We start from the raw sequence: 20861 nt of genomic DNA on the forward strand, positions 1-20861 counted from the left end.
TGATCCCTTGGCCCGGTGTCCACCGGCTGTAGTGGCCCGCCCGCCCGCCCGCCCGCCCGCACGCACGCCCGCACGCCCCTCCCCGGCCCGTGCCCGCCCCTTCCGGGAGGGCGGCGCATGACCCGGACCCCGTTCCCCCGGCCGGTCTAAACTCGGCCGGGTGTCTGCCGCGCTGATCGTCGTACTCGCCGCCTGCTTCGGCGCCGCCGTGGGGACTCTGCTGCCGCGCCCCGCCTACCGCCTCGCGGTGGCCCCCGGGACTCCCTGGCACGGGGCCACCCCGTCGGGGCAGCCCATCGCCGGCTGGCTCGGCCCGGCGCGCGGGACCGACGGCTGGTACGGGCCCAGTACACCGGTGACCGCCGCGGTCACCGCCCTGTGCTGCGCCGCGCTCGCCGCGGCGGCGGGGCCGGTCCCCGAAGCGGCCGTCTGGGTGCTGCTCGCGCCCGCCCTCGTTCTGCTGGCCCTGGTGGACCGCGCCGTGCAGCGGCTGCCCGACGTCCTCACCCTGCCCATCGTCGCGGCGACCGCGGCCCTGCTGGGAGCCGCGGCGCTGCTGCCCGGCGCGCGGGGCTCGTGGACGGGCGCCCTGCTCGGCGGACTCGCCCTGGGCGGCGGTTACTTCGTGCTCTTCCTCATCAACCCCAACGGCATGGGCTTCGGCGACGTCAAACTGGCGGCCGGTCTCGGGGTGGCCCTCGGCTGGTACGGCTGGGGGGTGCTGCTGCTCGGCACCTTCGCCGGGTTCGTCTACGGCGCGCTCTACGGCGTCGGCCTGATCCTGCGGGGGCGCGCGGGCCGCAAGACCGCGATGCCGTTCGGCCCCTTCATGGTGGCGGGCGCGCTCACCGGTCTGCTGCTCGGCGGCTTCGGAGCGTAATCCCGGAGCGCCGGGGGGCACGGCGTGGCCCCAGCACGACTTATGAAGGGTTATGGTGGAAACCCCCCCTCGGGCCGGTCCGTATCCCCCCCCACGGACCGGCCCGTTTTTTTATGCCCCGATTCCCGGCGCCGCGCTTTCCCGCCCCGCGCCGCTTCCGGGGGTCAGCTCCGGCCGGCCCAGATGTTGGTGCCCGCGGTGTCGACGGCGAACGAGTCGATCTCGGTCAGCTCCTCGGCGGAGAGCGGAGCCGCCGCGAGCGCCGCGACGTTCTCGTCCAGCTGCTTCACGCTGGAGGCGCCGATCAGCGCGGAGGTCATCCGCGGATCGCGCAGCACCCAGTTCAGTGCCAGCTGCGCCAGGGACTGGCCCCGCCGCTTCGCGATCTCGTTGAGCCCGTTGAGCCGGCGTACGACCTCGTCCGAGAGCAGGTCCGGGTCGAGCGACTTGCCCTGAGTGGCACGCGAACCCTCCGGGATGCCCTTCAGATACTTGCCGGTGAGCAGGCCCTGCGCGAGCGGCACGAAGGAGATGCAGCCCATTCCGGCCGTCTCCAGGGTGTCGAGCAGCCCGTCGTCCTCGGTCCAGCGGTTGATCATGGAGTACGAGGGCTGGTGGATCAGGGCGGGGACGCCCATCTCCTTGAGGATGCGGGCGGCCTCCGCGGTCTGCTCGCTGTTGTACGAGGAGACCCCGACGTACAGCGCCTTGCCCTGCTGCACGGCGGAGGCCAGCGCGCCCATCGTCTCCTCAAGAGGAGTGTCCGGGTCGAAGCGGTGGGAGTAGAAGATGTCGACGTAGTCGAGACCCATTCGCGTGAGCGAGGCGTCCAGCGAGGACAGCAGGTACTTGCGCGAGCCCCACTCGCCGTACGGGCCGGGGTGCATCAGATAGCCGGCCTTGGTCGAAATGACCAGTTCGTCCCGGTAGGGGGTGAAGTCCTGGGCGAAGAGCTTGCCGAAGTTGAGCTCGGCGGAGCCGGCCGGCGGGCCGTAGTTGTTGGCAAGGTCGAAATGGGTCACACCGGTGTCGAAGGCGCGGCGGAGGATCGCACGCTGCGAGTCGAGCGTCCGGTCGTCGCCGAAGTTGTGCCACAGGCCGAGCGAGACAGCGGGGAGTTTCAGCCCGCTGCGACCGCTGCGCCGGTACTCCATGGAGTCGTATCGGTCATCAGCGGCGGAATAACGAAGAGAATCAGTCACAGGCCCCTCCTTATCACGGACTTGTGACAGGCCGGGTTGGGCTGTCATGACCCCTGCGCAGTACTGTGGCGGCTCGGGCGATTGCCACCGCACGGAGGTCCGGACTCAGTGCTGTGCCGTCCTGGGGGTACGCCTCCCGGGACCCCAGCCGAAAAGCACGTCGGGCAGGGCGTCCGGCACGACATCGCGAGGTGAATCGCAGTGAACTTGCGCGACCTGGTGTACGGGCTCTACGCACGTCGGGTGGAAGGCCGCCTCGACCACGACCAGGTGCCCAAGCACATCGGACTCATTCTGGACGGCAACCGGCGCTGGGCCAAGGCGTCCGGAGGCACTGCCGCGGAGGGCCACAAGGCCGGGGCCGACAAGATCACCGAGTTCCTCGGCTGGTGCGCCGAGACCGAGGTCGAGGTCGCCACGCTCTGGCTGCTGTCGACGGACAACTTCGACCGCCCGCAGGAGGAGCTGACCGCGCTCTTCGGCATCATCGAGGACACGGTCAGGGGCCTCGCGGCGGACGGCCGCTGGCGGGTCCACCACGTCGGTGCGCTCGACCTGCTCCCCGGGCACACCCAGGCCGTCCTCAAGGAAGCCGAAGAGGCGACCACGGGCAACACCGGGATACTCGTCAATGTCGCGGTCGGTTACGGCGGGCGCCAGGAGATCGCCGACGCGGTCCGCTCGCTCCTGCTGGAGCACGCCCAGAAGGGCACCTCCTTCGAGGAGCTGGCCGAGACCGTCGACGTCGAGCGCATCTCGGAACACCTCTACACGCGCGGCCAGCCCGATCCGGATCTGGTGATCCGCACCAGCGGGGAGCAGCGCCTCTCCGGGTTCATGCTCTGGCAGAGCGCGCACTCCGAATATTACTTCTGCGAAGTTTTCTGGCCCGCTTTCCGCAAGGTCGACTTCCTGCGGGCGCTGCGCGACTACGCGGCCCGCCACCGGCGCTACGGCGCCTGAGCCTCCCCGGCCCGCGCCCGCCGCACCCCCGTTCGCGCTCTCTTTGCACCCTTTCGGGTTATGGCCTGAACTATGCGCTTTCCGAGGGTGGACACCCGGTGGCGCGCAGACGTCGCGCCGGTCAGCCAAGGGTGACGGCCGGATGAAAACCTCCCGTTACGCACCGCCGCTGGCAGGAACCGGTCGTACGCCTTGGCATGGCAACGGGCGTTCGCGGGAATACCCCTTCCAGGTCGACGTCCGGTCCACGGATGTCGTATCTCAGTGAGCGGCCCGGTCCGCTCGCCCGGGAGGCCCTTTGCACCAGGACGACCGTGCGGTGAGCGCGGGCGACGTGGAGGGCCGGGTCCGGCCTCCGCGCTGGTGGGGGCCCGCCCCGGTCCCAGCAGCCCGCGACGCCGTCGCTCCCCGACCTCAGGCTTGTGTCCAAAGGGGGTACGTCCTTCCGTGGTGACCAGCACTAAGCGCCGCATGCCCGACAGGCGCACTTATGTTCTTGACACCAGCGTCCTGCTGGCCGATCCCAACGCCATGACCCGGTTCGACGAGCACGAGGTCGTGCTCCCGATCGTCGTGGTCACGGAACTGGAGGCCAAGAGGCACCATCCGGAGCTCGGATACTTCGCCCGGCAGGCGCTGCGCCTGCTGGACGACTTCCGGGTGAGGTACGGACGTCTCGACGCCCCTCTTCCCATGGGCGAACTCGGCGGGACCCTCCGTGTCGAACTCAACCACTCGGATCCCAGCGTGCTCCCGGCCGGCTACCGGCTCGGGGACAACGACTCACGCATCCTCGCGGTCGCGCGCAACCTCCAGGCCGAGGGATTCGACGTCACCGTCGTCTCCAAGGACCTGCCGCTGCGCATCAAGGCCTCGTCCGTGGGGCTCCTCGCCGAGGAGTACCGCGCCGAACTGGCGATCACGGACTCCGGCTACACGGGGATGAGTGAACTGACCCTCTCGCCCGACCAGGTGGACCTGCTCTTCTCCGAGGACACCCTGTATGTACCGGAGGCCGCCGAACTGCCCGTACACACCGGCATGGTGCTCCAGTCCGAGCGCGGCAAGGCGCTGGGCCGGATCACGGCCGAGGGCAATGTGAAACTCGTACGGGGCGACCGCGAGGCCTTCGGGCTGCACGGTCGCAGCGCCGAGCAGCGCATCGCGCTCGATCTGCTCCTCGATCCGGACATCGGCATCATCTCGATGGGCGGCAGGGCCGGCACCGGCAAGTCCGCACTGGCGCTCTGCGCGGGGCTTGAGGCCGTCCTGGAGCGCAGGCAGCACCAGAAGGTGATGGTCTTCCGTCCGCTGTACGCGGTCGGCGGGCAGGAACTCGGCTATCTGCCCGGCTCCGAGTCCGAGAAGATGGGGCCCTGGGCGCAGGCGGTCTTCGACACGCTCTCCTCGGTGACGAGCCGGGACGTGATCGAGGAAGTGGTCGGACGGGGCATGCTCGAAGTCCTGCCGCTCACTCATATCCGGGGCCGCTCACTGCACGACGCGTTCGTCATCGTGGACGAGGCCCAGTCCCTGGAGCGGAACGTCCTGCTGACGGTGCTCTCCCGGATTGGCTCGAACTCGCGGGTCGTACTGACCCACGACGTCGCCCAGCGGGACAACCTGCGGGTCGGCCGGTACGACGGAGTGGTCGCTGTAGTGGAGAAACTGAAGGGGCATCCGCTCTTCGCCCATGTCACCCTCACCCGGTCCGAGCGCTCGCAGATCGCCGCGCTGGTGACCGAAATGCTGGAGGACGGACAGCTCTAGAGGGACTGCCGGAAGGTACGGCCGGAGAAGGTATGGGCAGAAGGTGTGGCCAGTAGGTATTGCCAGACACCGGCCCGTACGGTACTGGTCAGTTGAAGCCGCCCGGCAAGGCGCAGGAGCCTAGCCGGGCGGTTCTCTGTTGCGCAGCGTTCTCCAGAAAACTCGTGCGCCAAACGGGGTGTGAGCTTTAACACTCGGCCGACGTTTGCCTTGAAGCGTGGGCTTCGGGCAGAGTCTTGCTTCCGTCAGGCCCCGCATACGGCACACGTCCACCCTCAGGGGTGTAGCACCACACAACTCAACACTTGCCGCCGTATGCCGCCCGAGCACCACGCGGCACTTCCGTAAGGGAGTTGCCCACCGGGTCAGTGCCTCCCGTGACCTGTACGCCAGGGAGGCCCGCGCCAGGGGCACGATTGCGTCCGCGAGGTCACGAGCGGTCGCTGCTGGAAGGAAACCGTGTGAGCCGGATTTCGGTCCGGGGATTCGCGGTGGCGTCAGCCACTGCGGTCACCACCGTAGGAGCAGTTGTCGGCGTCGCATCGGGCAGCACGATGCCCGCAGGCGACAACATCGATGCAGCCTCCGCCGCGGACACGACGACTCTCGCAGACATTCCTGATGGTCAGCAGGCCCAGGTCGCGTCGCTGACGGAGCAGGCAGACACCCAGGCGGTGCAGGCCGACGCGGCAGCGAAGAAGTCCGCGGAGGAGTCGGCCCGTATCCAGGCCGCCAAGGACGCGAAGTCCAAGAAGGAAGCTGCTGACGAGGCAGTTGCCAAGGCCAAGGAGGCCGCGAAGAAGCGTGCCGAGCAGAAGAAGCTGGAATCCAGCCGCTCTTCTGTCCGTGACGCCAGCAGCTTCTCGTCGCAGGGCTCGTACACGGCCGCACAGGTCCAGGCCATGGCACGGCAGATGATGCCGTCCGACCAGTTCCAGTGCTTCAGCAATATCGTGAGCCATGAGTCCGGCTGGAACTACAAGGCGACCAACCCCGGTTCCGGCGCCTACGGTCTCGTGCAGGCTCTCCCGGGCTCGAAGATGTCGAGCGCGGGTGCCGACTGGCAGACCAATCCGGCCACGCAGATAAAGTGGGGCCTGAACTACATGAACAGCCGCTACCAGAGCCCCTGTGGTGCGTGGTCGTTCTGGCAGGCCAACAGCTGGTATTAGAGCGGCTTGTCCGCTCAACTCCATGGAGCCCCCCGCCGTCCTTCGGTGGGGGGCTCCATGCGTGTACGGTCGGCTCCGGATGGGGCGCGCGTTCGGGGGAAGAGGAAAAGGATGTCGAAACTGCCGGACTGGCTCGGACGCGTGGGCTCTGAACTCACCCACATGGGTGAAAGGTTGGAGGAACGCCGTTCCGCGGACGATGCGGACGGCGCCGCCGACGGAACGGGGACCGCGTCGCACGGCGGACCCGGCGGGCCCGGCCATCCGGCGCCCGGTCAGGTGCCGCCGCCCCCGGACTACGCGCCGGCCGTCGCGGCCCGCCCCGACCCGGTGGCCGCCGTGCCGTGGGGGATGCGGGTGGCCGCCGAGGCGGGCTGGCGTCTCCTCGTCCTCGCGGGGACCCTCTGGGTGCTGATGCGGGTCATCAGCACCATCCAGCTGGTCGTCCTCGCGTTCGTCGGCGCGCTGCTCGTCACCGCGCTCCTCCAGCCGACGGTCGCCAGGCTCCGGCGGGCCGGCCTGCCACGGGGGCTGGCCACCGCGCTGACCGCGATCCTGGGCTTCGTCATCATGGGCCTGGTCGGCTGGTTCGTGGTCTGGCAGGTGATGGAGAACCTGGACACGGTCTCCAGCCGGGTCCAGGAGGGCATCCAGGAGTTGCGGCGCTGGCTGCTGCACAGCCCGTTCCATGTGACGGACAAGCAGATCAATGAGATCGCCAAGAACCTCAGCGACACCGTCGGCACCAACACGAACGAGATCACGTCGGCCGGCCTCCAAGGGGTCACGGTCATGGTGGAGTTCCTCACCGGGATGCTGCTGGCGATGTTCTCGACCCTCTTCCTGCTGTACGACGGGGCGCGCATCTGGCAGTGGATGCTCAAGCTCGTCCCGGCGCAGGCCCGTCCGGGGGTGGCGGGCGCCGGGCCGCGTGCCTGGCGGACGCTGACCGCGTATGTGCGCGGCACGGTGATAGTGGCGCTGATCGACGCGATCTTCATCGGGCTCGGGCTGTTCTTCCTCGATGTGCCGCTGGCCGTGCCGCTGGCCGTCTTCATCTTCCTGTTCGCGTTCATCCCGCTGGTGGGCGCGGTGATGTCCGGTGCGCTCGCGGTGGTCGTCGCGCTGGTGACCCAGGGCCCGTTCACGGCGCTGATGGTCCTGATCGTGGTACTGGCCGTACAGCAGATCGAGGGCCATGTGCTCCAGCCGTTCATCCTCGGCCGAGCGGTGCGGGTCCATCCGCTGGCGGTGGTCCTCTCGGTGGCCGCCGGCGGCATGATCGCCGGAATCGGCGGAGCGGTGGTGGCGGTTCCGCTGGTGGCGGTGACCAACACGGTGGTCGGCTACCTCCGTGCGTACAGCATGGAGACCGCTCTGCGGGCCGCACCCCAGCAGCAGAAGGAGACCCAGGCCCAGGCGGCGGCTCAGGCAGCGGACCGGACAGCGCCCCAGGCAGCGGCTCAGGCTCCGGCGCCCCCGGAGTCCGAGCCCGAGCCCGGTCCGGAGCCCGACGTCGGGAGCCCGGCACTCGGGACCGAGCTGCCCGAGTGACAGCCGGGGCGGAGGCGGCGTCAGGAACAGCTGTCCTCCGCCGGCCCCACAACGGCAGCAGAAAGCCCCGGTGGTGCGTTTCCGCACATCACCGGGGCTTTCGTGGATGCCGTTACCGTTACTCGGCCAGGACGGCCTCGGCGTCGAGTGTCACGCCGACCGCCTGCAGCACGGAGGCGATCTTGAAGGCCTCCTGGATGGTCTCGCGGTCCACGCCCGCCTTGCGGAGCACCTGCTCGTGCGAGTCGAGGCACTGGCCGCAGCCGTTGATCGCGGAGACGGCGAGCGACCAGAGCTCGAAGTCGGCCTTCTCCACACCGGGGTTGCCGATCACGTTCATCCGCAGACCGGCGCGGAGCGTCCCGTACTCCGGGTCCGACAGCAGGTGCCGGGTCCGGTAGAAGACGTTGTTCATCGCCATGACGGCCGCCGCGGACCGGGCCGCGGTGTACGCCTCGGGGGAGAGGTTCGCCTTCGCCTCCGGCTCCAGCTCACGCAGCACCAGCGGGGAGCGCGAAGCGATGGCGCAGGCGAGGACGGTGCCCCACAGCTGCTGCTTCGGCAGGTCGCTGTTGCCGATCACCGAACCGAGGTTCAGCTTCAGGTCCTTGGCGTAGTCCGGTATTGCGGACTTCAGTTCGTCGAGTGACATCGTGGAATCAGCTCACTCGCCCGAGAGGAGCGCGACCGGGTCCAGGGTGTTCTCGCCCTTGGTCCAGTTGCAGGGGCACAGCTCGTCGGTCTGCAGGGCGTCGAGGACCCGCAGGACCTCCTTGGGGTTACGGCCCACGGAACCGGCGGTCACCATCGTGAACTGGATCTCGTTGTTCTGGTCGACGATGAAGACGGCGCGCTGTGCGAAGCCGTCCTCGCCCTCGATGCCGAGGTCGCGCATCAGCTCGTGCTTCGAGTCGGCGAGCATCGGGAAGGGCAGGTCGGTGAGGTCCGGGTGGTCCTTGCGCCAGGCGTGGTGCACGAACTCGGAGTCACCGGAGAAGCCGAGGACCTGGGCGTCGCGGTCGGCGAACTCCTCGTTCAGCTTGCCGAAGGCGGCGATCTCGGTCGGGCACACGAAGGTGAAGTCCTTGGGCCACGCGAAGACGATCTTCCACTTGCCTTCGTAGGTCTTGTGGTCGATCTGCGCGAACTCCTTGCCGCTCTCCAGCGACACACAGGCAGTCAGGTCGAACTGGGGGAACTGGTCACCGACAGTGAGCACGTACTCTCCTTGCAGCTGCGGAATTCCCTTTTGGGGCGTTCCTGGGGGTTGGACGGGTTACAGAGTGACACAGGATCTATTGATCACAGAAATAGCTAGACTTGCTTGTCGTGATCGGAGGTACCTATCAGTGACCCACGTATATACGGGCGGAACCGTCCACAAGGGGAAGCAGCCCACTCTGTCGCAGCTGCGTGCCTTCGCGGCCGTGGCGGAGCATCTGCACTTCCGGGACGCGGCGGCGGCGATCGGCATGAGCCAGCCCGCTCTGTCGGGTGCCGTATCGGCGCTGGAGGACGCCCTCGGCGTACAGCTCCTGGAGCGGACCACCCGCAGGGTGCTGCTGTCGCCCGCCGGGGAGCGGCTCGCGGCGCGGGCCGGGGCGGTCCTCGACGCGGTCGGCGCGCTGATGGACGAGGCCGACGCGGTACGGGCGCCCTTCACCGGGGTGCTGCGGCTCGGGGTGATCCCCACCGTCGCCCCCTATCTGCTGCCGACCGTGCTGCGGCTCGTCCACCGCGAGTACCCGGATCTCGACCTCCAGGTGCACGAGGAGCAGACGTCCTCGCTCCTCGACGGGCTGACCGCGGGGCGGCTCGACCTGCTGCTGCTCGCGGTGCCGCTCGGGATGCCCGGGGTGGTGGAACTGCCGCTGTTCGACGAGGAGTTCGTCCTGGTCACCCCGCGCGAGCACTGGCTGGCCGGGCGCACCGACATCCCGCGTGACGCCCTTCGCGAGCTGGATCTGCTGCTGCTCGACGAGGGGCACTGCCTGCGGGACCAGACGCTGGACATCTGCCGGGAGGCCGGGCGCGCCGGCGGTGTGCCGGTGACGACCACGGCCGCCGGGCTCTCCACGCTGGTCCAGCTGGTGGCCGGCGGGCTCGGGGTGACGCTGCTGCCGCGTACGGCGGTACGGGTGGAGACCGGGCGCAACGAGCAGCTGGCCACGGCGTACTTCGCGGAGCCCGCGCCGATGCGGCGGATCGCACTGGCGATGCGGGCCGGGGCGGCGCGCCAGGGGGAGTTCACCGCGTTCGCCGCGGCGCTGCGGGAAGGGGTCCGGCCGCTGCCGGTCTGGCTGGCCTGACGGTGCGGGCCCGCACCGTCAGGAGCCCTCCCCGCTACTCCGTGCGCAGTCCCTCCGGCCGCATCAGCCGCCACAGCGGCGGCAGGCTCAGCAGTGTGACGAGGACGACCACGCCGCCGCCGATACCGGCCATCGCCGCGACCGCGGTCCAGTCGACCGAGACCGAGTGGCCGACCATGTCGAGCAGGACCGAGCCGAGCCCAAGGCCCACCACGGTGGCGAGCAGCAGGCCCAGGGCGACCGGGACGGCCGTCTGCCACAGCACCGACCAGCTCATCGTGGAGCGGCGGGTGCCGAAGGCCGTCAGGGCGGCCAGCAGCTTCCGGCGGTCGCGCAGCTGCTCCAGGACCGAGACGAGCAGGCTCGCGCCGATCAGCAGCAGCACCGCGGCGGCGCCGATGTACAGGCCCTTGCGGACGCTCGCGAAGCGGTTGTCCTCGCGTGTCTCGTGCAGGGCGTCGACCGAGGTCAGCGGAGTGACCTTCGCCGCACTGTTACGGACCAGGTCGACGGCGTCCGGCTCCGAAGGGTCGAGCGAGATGTAGTCCGTGTTGACCAGGGCGAGGTGCCGCAGCGCGGGGAGGGCCCCCGGTGTGAGCAGGATGCCCCCCGAGGCGGGGCCGCCGGCCGGGTCGGCCAGGACCTGCACCGTGTGGGTCCTGGCCGGGACGGTCCAGGTGAGGGTGCGGTCCTGCCGGTCACCGAAGGGCGCTTTGATGAACAGCCGTTTGCCGGGCGCGGCGATCTTCGTGAGGTTCTCGTCCCACCCACCGGTGGCGATGAACGCGTCGCCGTTCTCGCAGGACGGGAGCGCGGCCAGGACCCGGAGCGACGCGCAGTCGCCGGTGTACATGTCGCTGGTCTCCTCAGCGTTCTTCGTCCCCCCGGCGGTGGCCCGGCCGAACGTGAGCACCTTCCGCACACCGTGCGTGGAGCGCAGCGCTTCGACCATCCGGGTCTTCGTGAGGTCGCTCTGGACGATCATCTGGGCACGTGAGGTGTCGGCCCCGGTCTCCTTGCTGTAGTCGCCGTCGATCCCCGCGAACAGCATCTGGAGCGCGATGGCGCCGGCGACCGCGACGGCGATGCCGTTGACGAGCCGGGCGGCGGTGCCGCTTGTCATCTGGAGCCTGCGGACGGCCAGTTGCCAGGCGGTGCTGCCGCCGCCCAGACGGTTCACCACGGCTTCGATCAGCCAGGGCAGCAGCGCCGTCACGCCGACCAGCAGCAGCACGCTGCCGCCGATCACCAGCGTGCTGTTGAAGTGGCCCGAGTCGCGGCCCTTGCCCAGCATCGGCACCAGCAGGGCGAGTCCGGCGACCGGCGGGAGCACCCGCCACCAGATCCGGCGGCGGCGCGGGACCGAGGTGCGGACGACACCGAGCGGCTCGATGACGACACCGCGCATGGCGAGCAGGGTGACCGCGATGGCCGCCGCGGGCACCGCGAGTGCGACCAGGACGGCCAGCACCGCACTCGGGTCCAGGTCAGCGGGGAAGAGGTTGATCCCCGCCACGTCGATGTCGCCGACGAACGCCCGGCCGATCAGGAAGAAACCCGCGCCGAAGAGCACCCCGAGCAGCGAGCCCGCCAGCGCCTCGCCGGCCGCGATACGGCGGGTCATCCGGGAATCCGTACCGACCAGCCGCAGTGCGGCCAGCCTGCGGTCCCTGCTGTCGCTGCCGAAGCGCACGGCCGCCGCGATGAAGACACCCACCGGCATCAGCAGCACCACGAAGATGATGACGACGAGCAGTCTCAGGACCGGGTCCATGGCCTCGCGGGGCGGCAGATGCGCGAAGGAGGTGATGCGCCGCACCATGCCGGTCTCGTCCAGGGCGAGGTGCTTGTCGCCCGCGTAGTAGGCCAGTTCGTTCGGGCCGGTCAGACCGGCGTCGGTGATGGTGCCGGTGATCCGGTACGGGAGGCGCTCACGCAGCAGTGCGCCCTTGTCCGACCCCAGCAGCCTGCGCAGCGCCGGCGACGCCAGCATCTCGCCGTCGCCGGGCAGTGCGGACGTGCCGGGCGGTATCGGCGCTCTCGGGCCCTCGCCGCGGACCAGCCGGCCGCGGACATCGGTGCCCTTGTACACGGTGTCCACGACGCCCAGCAGCATCGTGTTGTCGCCCGGCTTGTCGATCATCGTCGCGCCGAAGTCGTTGCGGTTGTCCTCCCGCGCGTCGCGGGCGGCGAGCGCGCTCGGTATCGCGGTGGTGAACAGCAGCAGCGCCACCCCGAGGCCGACGCCGACCGCGGTCAGCAGTGTGCGGGTCCAGCCCTCGCGGCCCCCGCCGACAGCGAACTTCATGCCCATCGTGAGGTCTTGGGTCCAGCTCATACCAGGTGCTCCAGATCGCGGGACTTGCCGTCGCGTACGACGACTTCACGGTCCGAGTAGGCGGCGACGCGCGCCTCGTGGGTGACGAGGACGACAGCGGCGTTGGTCGAGCGGGCGGCCTGGGTCAGGAGTTCCATGACGCGCTCGCCGTTGAGGGAGTCGAGTGCGCCGGTCGGCTCGTCGGCGAAGAGCACCCGCGGGCCGGTCACCAGCGACCGTGCCACGGCCACCCGCTGGCCCTGTCCGCCGGAGACCTCGCCGGGGCGCTTGTGCCCCAGCTCGGCGACCTCCAGGCGCTCCATCCACTCCAGCGCCCTGCGCTCCGCCTCCTTGCGCTTGGTCCCGTTGAGCCGCAGCGGCAGCGCGACGTTCTCCGTGCAGGTCAGCTCGGGTACGAGCTGACCGAACTGGAAGACGAAGCCGAAGTCCGTACGGCGCAGAGCGCTCCGCTCGGCTTCCGGCAGCGCGGACAGCTCCTGCCCCTGGTACGTGATGGAGCCCGAGTCGGGGCGGACGATACCGGCGAGGCAGTGCAGCAGCGTCGACTTGCCGGAGCCCGAAGGCCCCATGATCGCGACCACTTCGCCCGCGTGGACGGAGAACGCGGCGCCGTCGAGCGCGGTGGTCGGGCCGTACGCCTTGTGCAGGTCGTCGGCGTACAGCAGTGAACCGGCGGGGGTCACGGGCTTACCTCCTTGGCGAGCTGGCCGAGGCGCGCCGCGGTCAGTTCGAGCCAGCGCAGATCGGCTTCGAGGTGGAACAGGGCGTGGTCGCAGATCAGTTGGTCCGATAGGTCCCCGCGGCGCTTGCGGTCCGTGAGGACGCGCATCAGCCGCAGATGCTCCGCGCGCTGGGTGTCCAGCAGATCGGCCGCGGGGCGGCCGGTGAGCAGCGCGAGGACGACCTTGGTGTAGAGCGTCGACTGGAGGTAGGGCTCGGGCTTCTCGGGTGTGGCGAGCCACTGGTCGACATCGCTGATGCCGGCGTCGGTGATCGCGTACCGCTTGCGCTCGGGACCGCCCCCGGCCTCCATCGCGTCGACCTCGACGAGACCGTTCTTCAGGAGCCGGGACATGGTCGAGTAGACCTGCCCGTAGTGCAGCGGCCGGTCGTGGCCGAACTTCTCGTCGAAGGCGCGCTTGAGGTCGTAACCGTGGCGCGGCCCCGACTCCAGGATGCCGAGCAGGGTGTGACCGATGGACATGAGGAGGACCTTTCTTCGCCGGACGGTCGTGTGGGGCCGGCCGGCCTTGTTCGGGCCGGACGGTGTTACTCGGTACGGAGGCCGTCGGGGCGCATCATGCGCCACAGCGGAGGAAGGCTGAGCAGGGTGACGAGCAGGATCAGCGCGCCCCCGGCACCGGCCAGCGGGACGAAACCCCACCAGTCCGTCACGGACTTGCCGACCAGCCACAGCAGCGCGGTGCCGAGCCCGAGACCGCCGGCGACGGCGAGCGCCAGGCCGAGGACCACGGGGACCGCGGTCTGCCAGAGCACCGACCAGCCCAGGGTGGGCCGGCGGGTGCCGAAGGCCACCAGGACCGACAGCAGCTTCCGGCGCTCGCGCAGCTGCTCCAGCTGCGACACGAGCATGGAGGCGGCGATCAGCGCCATGGTCGCGACGGCGCCCGCGAGCAGCCCGTTCTCGATGCTCGCGTACTGCTTGTCGCGGTCGACCAGGGTGAGGTCCCACACGCGCATGGCCGGGTCGATGCGGGCGGCGGTGTTCCGTACGTACTCGGCGGCGTCCGGCACTGACTGGTCGACCTTGACCAGGGCGCGGGTCTGCGCCTGCGGGAGCCGGTCCGCGCTGATCGCGGACGGTGTGACGAGGATGCCGTTGCGCTTCTCGCCCATCGGGTCGGGGCGGGCCATGACCGTGGGCGAGTCCTTCGGGAGCGTCCACAGCACGGGCTTGGCGTCCCGGCCGACGTTGAGCTTGCCGCCCGGCCGTACGGTCTTGTCCACCCAGGCGTTCATCCCCTTCTGCCCCTCGACGTGGGCGACGAAGGTGTCGCCGTCCTCGCAGGACGGGAGGTGGGCCAGCTCGCGCAGGGTCGGGCAGTCACCCATGGTGATCATGGTGGTGGGCCAGGGGCCCATCGCGTTCGGATCGGGGTCGCCGCCGGGCTTGTCGGCGTAGGACTCGATGGTGCCGATGACCGCCTCGACGCCCTTGGTGCCCTGGAACGCGTGGATCATCTGCCGGGCCCGTGCGGCGCTGGGGTAGTCCGCGTCGATGTGCATCTGGGCGCGGCTCGGGTCCTGGTTCGTGTTCTTGTCGAAGTCGTCGTGCAGCCCGACGAAGTACATCTGGAGCGCGACCGCCCCGGCGACGGCGACCGTGATGCCGCTGACCGCGCGGGCAGCCGATCCGCTGCTCAGCTGGAGTCTGCGGGTGGCCAGCTGGAACGGGACGGGGCCGCCCCTCAGCCGGGCGACGACCGCCTCGACGACCCACGGCAGCAGCGTGGTCAGCCCGGCCAGCACCAGGATCGCGCCGATCGCGATGGGGTACGGATTGACGGAGACGGCCGTGCCGGTGATCCGGCCCGTGTGCAGCAGCAGGCCGAGGCCGGCGACCGGCATCACCAGACGCCACCAGAGGCGGCGGGGGCGGGTGGCGCCCTGCCGGGCGACACCGAGCGGTTCGACGGTGACCGACCGCATCGCGAACAGGGTGACCAGCACCGCCGAGAACGGCACGGCCAGCGAGATCAGCGCCGCCAGCGCGGGAACCGGGGCCAGGTCGGACGGGAACGCGGACATCTTCCAGAGCCGGATTCCGCCGGTGAACTGCCGGCCGGCCAGGAAGACCGCCCAGCCGAGCAGCACCCCCAGGACGGATCCCGCGAACGCCTCGCCCGCCGCGATCCGCCGGGTCATCCGGATGTCCGCGCCGACCAGCCGCAGCGAGGCGAGCCGCCGGTCGCGGCGGTCGCCGCCGAAGCGGACCGCGGTGGCGATGAAGATGGCCACCGGGGTGAGCAGGACGACACAGCCCAGGATGGTGAGCACCACGAGCGCGGAGGAGAGCGGCGGGCTCAGCGGACCGCCGCCGAAGTGCGCGATCCGGTGGGCACCGGTCGCCACAGTGAGGGTGGAGCTGCCCGCGTAGTAGTACAGCTCGCCCGGATCGCTCAGCCCGGACTGGCCGATGGTGCCGGTGATCCGGTACGGAAGGCGCTCGCGCAGCAGCTTGCCGCCGGCCGAGCCCAGCAGGTCCTTCAGGGCGGGCGAGACCACCATGGTGCCGGGGGCGGGGATCGCGCCGATGCCGGGCGGGACGACCGGGTGGCCGCCGTCGGGGCGGAGCAGATAGCCGTTCAGGCTGTTGCCGTGGTACTCGCTCCCGGCCTGCCCGTACAGCAGGGTCGTGTCGCTGCGCGGGACCGGATTCCCCGCTGCGGAGAAGGTGCGGGCGGCTCCGCGCGCCGACTGGGTGCTCACCGCGTTGGGCAGTGCGGACGCGGCGAGCAGCAGCGCCACCCCGAGCGCGACACCGACGGCGGTGAGCGTGGTGCGCACCCAGCTCTCCCGGCCGCCGGTCACCGCGAACCGGACCCCCATGGCGAGGTCGTCGATGCGGCTCGCGCGGCTCATGCGGCGCTCTGCGCGAAGCGGTCGCGGGACTTGCCGTCGCGTACGACGACTTCACGGTCCGAGTAGGCGGCGACGCGCGCTTCATGGGTGACGAGGACGACGGCGGCGTCGGTGGAGCGGGCGGCCTGGGTGAAGAGTTCCATGACGCGCTCGCCGTTGAGGGAGTCGAGCGCGCCGGTCGGCTCGTCGGCGAAGAGCACCCGCGGACCGGTCACCAGCGAGCGGGCGATGGCGACGCGCTGGCCCTGCCCACCGGAGACCTCGCCGGGGCGCTTGTGCCCCAGCTCGGCGACCTCCAGGCGCTCCATCCACTCCAGCGCCCTGCGCTCGGCCTCCTTGCGCCGGACGCCGTTGAGCCGCAGCGGCAGTGCGACGTTCTGCACACAGGACAGTTCGGGTACGAGCTGGCCGAACTGGAAGACGAAGCCGAAGTCCGTACGGCGCAGAGCGCTGCGGCCCATGTCGTTCATCGCGGTGAGGTCGTGGTCCGCGTACCGGATGGTGCCGGTGTCGGGGCTCACTATTCCGGCCAGGCAGTGCAGCAGTGTCGACTTGCCGGACCCGGACGGGCCCATCACCGCGACGATCTCGCCGGATGCGATGGCGAAGTCCGCGCCGGCCAGGGCGGGGGTCGGTCCGTAGACCTTGTGAAGGTCTGTTGCGCTGAGCAACGGAGACTGGGATGGCATGACCGGGACTATACGCACTACGTATACCCACTGTGTATACCCGGGGTGCATAGTGCCGCAGAATCATGACATTCACGGGCAATCAGGGCGACTTGAGAGGGAGATCGTCCGGGAGTGGCAACCTTGTGGGCTTCCTGCTCGTCGGTTCCCTATGACACAGGTGCTGATTGTCACGTGTGGAAAGGGCCCCTTGGGAGTGGTCCCTGTCCAAAGGTGCTCAGGAAGCGGTGTTAGCTTTCGACAGCTGGACTGGGTGAGAGAAGGCGGAGTCACAGAGCGATGGGCCGTGCGGACGATCGACGAGCCCGGCAGCGCGGGGCGCGCCGGGGCAAATCAACGAACAGCAAGCAGAGCGGGAAGAGCGGGATACGCAGGCTCTTCACCTGGAAGAAGGTCCTCGGCGGGTTCTTCGTCTTCTGCCTGCTGCTGATGGGCGCGTTCGTCGTGTTCTACATGTACGTGCCGGTGCCGAAGGCGAACGCCGACGCGGAGCTCCAGAGCAACGTCTACAAGCTCAGCAACGGCAAGGTGATCGCCCGCACGGGCAAGGTCAACCGGGAGAAGGTCGACCTCTCCGAGGTCCCCCTGGACGTCCAGCACACCTTCGTCGCCGCCGAGAACAAGACCTTCTACCAGGACCACGGAGTCGACTTCAAGGGCACTGCCCGAGGGCTCTACAACACGGTCCAGGGCCGGAAGCAGGGTGGCTCGACGATCACCCAGCAGTACGTGAAGAACTACTACCTCAGCTCCGACCAGACGGTCACCCGGAAGCTCAAGGAGCTGGTGGTCTCCCTCAAGATCGACCAGAAGTTCTCCAAGCAGCAGATCCTCGCCGGGTACATCAACACCAGCTACTACGGCCGGGGCGCCTTCGGTATCCAGGCCGCGTCCCAGGCGTACTACGGGATCGACGCCAAGAACCTGAATGTGAGCCAGGGCGCGTATCTCGCCTCGCTGCTCCAGGCGCCGAGCCAGTACGACTGGTCGTCCGCGACCGCCGAGGGCAAGAAGCTGGTCAAGGCGCGCTGGGGTTACACCCTGGACAACATGGTCGAGAAGAAGTGGATCGACCCGACCAAGCGAGCCGAGCAGAAGTTCCCGATCCCGCAGAAGCCCAAGCCCGAAAGCGGCCTGAAGGGCCAGACCGGGTATCTGGTCAAGGCCGCCAACCAGGAGCTTGAGGCGCAGGGCATCTCCGAGGCGCAGATCGACGCCGGCGGCTGGACGGTCACGCTCAACATCGACCCGAAGAAGCAGGCCCAGCTGGAGAAGACGCTGCGGCAGCAGCTGACCAGCAAACTGCACCCCAAGACCAGTACGGTCGACGCGGACACCCAGGCGGGCGCGGTCTCGGTCAACCCGCACACCGGCGCCATCGAGGCGCTCTACGGCGGCGAGGACTACCTCAAGCACGAGTACAGCAACGCCAAGCGCGTCGACTACCAGCCCGCCTCCACCTTCAAGCCGCTGATCCTGGCGGCCGCCCTGGAGTCCGGTGCGAAGACGCAGGAGGACCAGCCGATCAAGGCGAGCACCATGTACGACGGTGACAGCCGCCGTCCGGTGGTCGACAGCAACGGCAACAAGGTGGGCTTCGCACCGCCCAACGAGGACAACCAGAGCTACGGACAGATCAACGTCCAGACCGCCATGAACAACTCGGTCAACTCGGTGTTCGCCCAGATGGGCGTGGACGTGGGCCTCGACAAGGTCAAGCAGCTCGGTGTCGACCTGGGCATGAGCTCCCTGAAGAACGCCCCGGCGGTGCCCGCGATGACCCTCGGTTCCTACGGCGCGAGCCCGATGGAGATGGCCGGGATCTACGCGACCTTCGACAACCACGGCAAGAAGGTCACCCCGACCATCGTGAAGTCGGCCACGCACCCCGGACTGGAGCCGTTCAAGCCGCAGAAGGCGATCGGCGACCAGGTGATCAGCCCGCAGACGGCGGACGCGGTCACCTCGGTCCTGACCGGTGTGGTCGACCAGGGAACCGGCACCGTCGTCAAGAACAAGGCACAGCCGGTCGCGGGCAAGACCGGTACATCGGACAACAACAAGTCCGCCTGGTTCACCGGCTACACCCCGAACCTGGTGACCTCGGTCGGCATGTTCGGTGAGGCTGCCAAGGCGCACGTGGAGGACGGCAAGAAGGTCCAGGCAGGCGCCCAGGTCACCATCAGCGGCGCGGCCGGCAGTGGCACCCGGGTCAACGGTGGTGGCTTCCCGGCCGAGATCTGGGCCGCGTACACCTTCGGTCTCGATATGAAGCCGAGCAAGTTCAGCCTGGACACCGACCAGGGCGCGGCGGTCGCACCGACCGCTCCGCCGCCCTCGAACACGCCGCCGCCCCCGTCGACCCCGCCGCCGTCCAGCCCCGCGGCCCCGCCGCCGTCGTCACCGCCGGCGTCTCCGCCGGGCAGCCCCGATCCGGGCCACAGCACGACGGACGGGGGAGGGGGCAACTCGTCCACCGGGGGCAGTTCGAACGCCGGTACGTCGTCGGACGGTGGAGGCGGCAACGCCGCCGGGGGCAGTTCGAACGCCGGGCCGTCGACGGGCGGTGGAGGCGGCAACGCTGCCGGGGGCAATACGAACGCCGGTACCAACGCCGGCACCAATGCCGGCACCAACGCCGGCACGAACAACGGCACCACCAACGGTGGGCCGCTGGACTGGCAGAACTGACGGCGACGGAGCAGGACGGACCACGGAGCAGGACGGACAACGACGGAGCAGGACCGGCCTCGCCGGTCCTGCTCCGTCGTCTCTGCTGCCGGCTACGCCGGCTTGGCCTTCGCCGCGATCCGGTCACCGGTCGCCTGGTCGATGTTGCGCCAGTACTGCAGCGTCCGGTCGAGGACCGGAGCCGAGACGCCCTGCGCCAGATGGCCGACGACATTGTCGACGAGCCGTGCGCGCTGCTCGTCGTTGAGGACCTCGCGCACCATCGTGCCCGGCTGGCCCCAGTCGTCGTCCTCGCTATGCAGCGTGTAGGCCTCTCGGACCATCTCGCCCGCAGCCGTCTGCCAGCCGGCGGGCTCGCCGTAGCGGGCGGTGTCGGCCGCCGGGCCGCCGTACGAGTTGGGGGCGTACGGCCTGGACGCCGCGGACGGCTCGTACCGCATGGGCCCGTCCTTCGCGTACGAGTTGACGGGCGAGCGCGGCCTGTTGGGCGGCAGCTGCATGTAGTTCGGCCCGATCCGGTAGCGGTGCGTGTCCGGATACGAGAACAGCCGGCCCAGCAGCATCTTGTCCGGCGACGGTCCGATGCCGGGCACCATGTTCGACGGCTCGAAGGACGCCTGCTCGATATGGACGAAGTGGTCGTCCGGGTTCTTGTCGAGCGTCATCCGGCCGACGTCGATCAGCGGGTAGTCGCTGTGCGGCCACACCTTGGTGAGATCGAACGGGTTGAAGCGGTAGTCCGGGGCGTCCTCGAACGGCATGACCTGGACCTTGAGCGTCCACGTAGGGGCGTTCCCCGACTTGATCGACTCGAAGAGGTCCCGGCGGTGGTAGTCCGTGTCGCACCCGGCCATCGCGTCGGCGTCGGCCTGCGTCAGGAAGTCGATGCCCTGGTCGGTCTTGAAGTGGTACTTCACCCAGAACTTCTCGCCCGCGCCGTTCACCCACATATAGGTGTGCGAGCCGTAGCCGTTCATATGGCGCCAGGTCTTGGGGATGCCCCGGTCACCCATCAGCCACGTCACCTGGTGCGCGGACTCGGGCGAGAGCGTCCAGAAGTCCCACTGCATGTCGTTGTCGCGCAGCCCGCTGTCCGGACGGCGCTTCTGGCTGCGGATGAAGTCCTGGAACTTGATCGTGTCACGGACGAAGAAGACCGGCGTGTTGTTGCCGACCAGGTCGTAATTGCCGTGCTCCGTATAGAACTTGAGCGCGAAACCACGCGGGTCGCGCCAGGTGTCGGGGGAGCCCATCTCGCCGGCGACCGTCGAGAAGCGGGCCAGCATCTCGGTGCGCTTGCCCGGCTGGAAGACGTCGGCCTTGGTGAACTGGCTGACGTCGTTGGTCACTTCGAAGGTCCCGTACGCGCCGGAGCCCTTGGCGTGCACCACCCGCTCGGGGACCCGCTCCCGGTTGAACTGCGCCATCTTCTCGATCAGATAGGCGTCCTGCAACAGGATCGGGCCGTCGGCGCCGACAGTGAGCGAGTGTTCGTCGCTCTCCACCGGGATTCCCGCGTTGGTGGTGGTGTAGGTGGCCTTCTGGGATGCCTCGCTCACGAGCGTCTTCCCATCGTTCGAGGGGGTTGAGGTCGCTTCGTCCGCGTGCCCCAGTGAACCGCCCCGACACCCGGTCGGCAACATTTGGTTCCGTTGGGGGTACGGGCCCGGACAGCACTGAACCCGGTGGG

General features: G+C 69.4%; 16 protein-coding genes. 7 read left to right on the top strand and 9 right to left on the bottom strand.

The genetic code is table 11. The annotated features are described in order from the left end of the window. The first annotated feature begins 160 nt into the window (after window positions 1-160). A complete protein-coding gene (locus OHB13_RS24105; RefSeq protein WP_328378465.1) occupies window positions 161-880 on the top strand; it encodes an A24 family peptidase in 720 nt (239 codons plus the stop codon). Between the two features lie 164 nt (window positions 881-1044). On the opposite strand, the gene mgrA is transcribed toward OHB13_RS24105, so the two are convergent. Next, window positions 1045-2082, bottom strand: a complete 1038-nt coding sequence (gene mgrA / locus OHB13_RS24110) for an L-glyceraldehyde 3-phosphate reductase (protein ID WP_328378466.1) — start codon at window positions 2080-2082, stop codon at window positions 1045-1047. Window positions 2083-2283: 201 nt separating this feature from the next. On the opposite strand from mgrA, the gene OHB13_RS24115 reads away from it, so the two are divergent. The 4 genes from OHB13_RS24115 to OHB13_RS24130 all read left to right on the top strand — a co-directional run bounded on the left by OHB13_RS24115 (window position 2284) and on the right by OHB13_RS24130 (window position 7541). Continuing rightward, window positions 2284-3045 (top strand): isoprenyl transferase, encoded by a 762-nt coding sequence (locus tag OHB13_RS24115; RefSeq protein WP_266853651.1) that lies wholly within the window; start codon window positions 2284-2286, stop codon window positions 3043-3045. Between the two features lie 447 nt (window positions 3046-3492). Continuing rightward, window positions 3493-4815, top strand: coding sequence for a PhoH family protein (locus OHB13_RS24120; protein ID WP_266853649.1), 1323 nt, complete (start codon window positions 3493-3495; stop codon window positions 4813-4815). Window positions 4816-5276: 461 nt separating this feature from the next. Beyond that, a complete protein-coding gene (locus tag OHB13_RS24125) occupies window positions 5277-5987 on the top strand; it encodes a transglycosylase SLT domain-containing protein (protein WP_266853647.1) in 711 nt (236 codons plus the stop codon). A 111-nt stretch (window positions 5988-6098) separates the two neighbouring features. After that, entirely contained in the window at window positions 6099-7541 is a 1443-nt protein-coding gene (locus tag OHB13_RS24130) for an AI-2E family transporter (RefSeq protein ID WP_328378467.1), read from the top strand. A gap of 118 nt (window positions 7542-7659) precedes the next feature. On the opposite strand, the gene OHB13_RS24135 is transcribed toward OHB13_RS24130, so the two are convergent. Together OHB13_RS24135 and OHB13_RS24140 are read right to left on the bottom strand one after the other, a co-directional pair. After that, on the bottom strand, window positions 7660-8193 hold the full coding sequence (locus tag OHB13_RS24135) for an alkyl hydroperoxide reductase (protein ID WP_266853643.1): 534 nt from the start codon (window positions 8191-8193) through the stop codon (window positions 7660-7662). Window positions 8194-8205: 12 nt separating this feature from the next. Continuing rightward, window positions 8206-8760 carry a peroxiredoxin gene (locus OHB13_RS24140; protein WP_266853641.1) on the bottom strand — a complete coding sequence of 185 codons (555 nt, stop codon included), beginning with the start codon at window positions 8758-8760 and terminating at the stop codon, window positions 8206-8208. Between the two features lie 130 nt (window positions 8761-8890). Between OHB13_RS24140 and OHB13_RS24145 the strand changes: the two genes are divergently transcribed. After that, a complete protein-coding gene (locus tag OHB13_RS24145) occupies window positions 8891-9850 on the top strand; it encodes a hydrogen peroxide-inducible genes activator (RefSeq protein WP_328378468.1) in 960 nt (319 codons plus the stop codon). A gap of 34 nt (window positions 9851-9884) precedes the next feature. Here OHB13_RS24145 and OHB13_RS24150 read toward each other — a convergent pair whose 3' ends face one another. The 5 genes from OHB13_RS24150 to OHB13_RS24170 form a co-directional block, all read right to left on the bottom strand. Continuing rightward, window positions 9885-12188 (bottom strand): FtsX-like permease family protein, encoded by a 2304-nt coding sequence (locus OHB13_RS24150; RefSeq protein ID WP_328378469.1) that lies wholly within the window; start codon window positions 12186-12188, stop codon window positions 9885-9887. Next, window positions 12185-12871 carry an ABC transporter ATP-binding protein gene (locus OHB13_RS24155; protein WP_266853637.1) on the bottom strand — a complete coding sequence of 229 codons (687 nt, stop codon included), beginning with the start codon at window positions 12869-12871 and terminating at the stop codon, window positions 12185-12187. Before OHB13_RS24155 ends, OHB13_RS24150 begins: the two co-directional genes overlap by 4 nt. Next, window positions 12868-13392 carry a PadR family transcriptional regulator gene (locus OHB13_RS24160; RefSeq protein ID WP_328378470.1) on the bottom strand — a complete coding sequence of 175 codons (525 nt, stop codon included), beginning with the start codon at window positions 13390-13392 and terminating at the stop codon, window positions 12868-12870. Before OHB13_RS24160 ends, OHB13_RS24155 begins: the two co-directional genes overlap by 4 nt. A gap of 65 nt (window positions 13393-13457) precedes the next feature. After that, complete coding sequence (locus OHB13_RS24165) at window positions 13458-15791, bottom strand: FtsX-like permease family protein (protein WP_328378471.1); 2334 nt, start codon at window positions 15789-15791, stop codon at window positions 13458-13460. After that, complete coding sequence (locus tag OHB13_RS24170; RefSeq protein WP_328378472.1) at window positions 15788-16480, bottom strand: ABC transporter ATP-binding protein; 693 nt, start codon at window positions 16478-16480, stop codon at window positions 15788-15790. Before OHB13_RS24170 ends, OHB13_RS24165 begins: the two co-directional genes overlap by 4 nt. A gap of 279 nt (window positions 16481-16759) precedes the next feature. Between OHB13_RS24170 and OHB13_RS24175 the strand changes: the two genes are divergently transcribed. After that, the gene (locus OHB13_RS24175; RefSeq protein ID WP_328378473.1) at window positions 16760-19171 is read left to right on the top strand and encodes a transglycosylase domain-containing protein; all 2412 of its coding nucleotides are present in this window, start codon (window positions 16760-16762) and stop codon (window positions 19169-19171) included. Window positions 19172-19263: 92 nt separating this feature from the next. Here the strand turns inward: OHB13_RS24175 and OHB13_RS24180 are convergent, their stop codons facing one another. Beyond that, window positions 19264-20730, bottom strand: a complete 1467-nt coding sequence (locus OHB13_RS24180) for a catalase (RefSeq protein ID WP_328378474.1) — start codon at window positions 20728-20730, stop codon at window positions 19264-19266. Between the last annotated feature and the right edge of the window lie 131 nt (window positions 20731-20861).

It is taken from the genome of Streptomyces sp. NBC_00440, assembly GCF_036014215.1.
Lineage (GTDB): Bacteria > Actinomycetota > Actinomycetes > Streptomycetales > Streptomycetaceae > Streptomyces.

What these genes read in the sequence shown, in the direction of transcription:
- OHB13_RS24165 (WP_328378471.1), bottom strand. Translation starts at nt 15,791, where the DNA reads ATGAGCCGCGCGAGCCGCATCGACGACCTCGCCATGGGGGTCCGGTTC.
- OHB13_RS24170 (WP_328378472.1), bottom strand. Translation starts at nt 16,480, where the DNA reads ATGCCATCCCAGTCTCCGTTGCTCAGCGCAACAGACCTTCACAAGGTC.
- OHB13_RS24150 (WP_328378469.1), bottom strand. Translation starts at nt 12,188, where the DNA reads ATGAGCTGGACCCAAGACCTCACGATGGGCATGAAGTTCGCTGTCGGC.
- OHB13_RS24135 (WP_266853643.1), bottom strand. Translation starts at nt 8,193, where the DNA reads ATGTCACTCGACGAACTGAAGTCCGCAATACCGGACTACGCCAAGGAC.
- OHB13_RS24175 (WP_328378473.1), top strand. Translation starts at nt 16,760, where the DNA reads ATGGGCCGTGCGGACGATCGACGAGCCCGGCAGCGCGGGGCGCGCCGG.
- OHB13_RS24160 (WP_328378470.1), bottom strand. Translation starts at nt 13,392, where the DNA reads ATGTCCATCGGTCACACCCTGCTCGGCATCCTGGAGTCGGGGCCGCGC.
- OHB13_RS24130 (WP_328378467.1), top strand. Translation starts at nt 6,099, where the DNA reads ATGTCGAAACTGCCGGACTGGCTCGGACGCGTGGGCTCTGAACTCACC.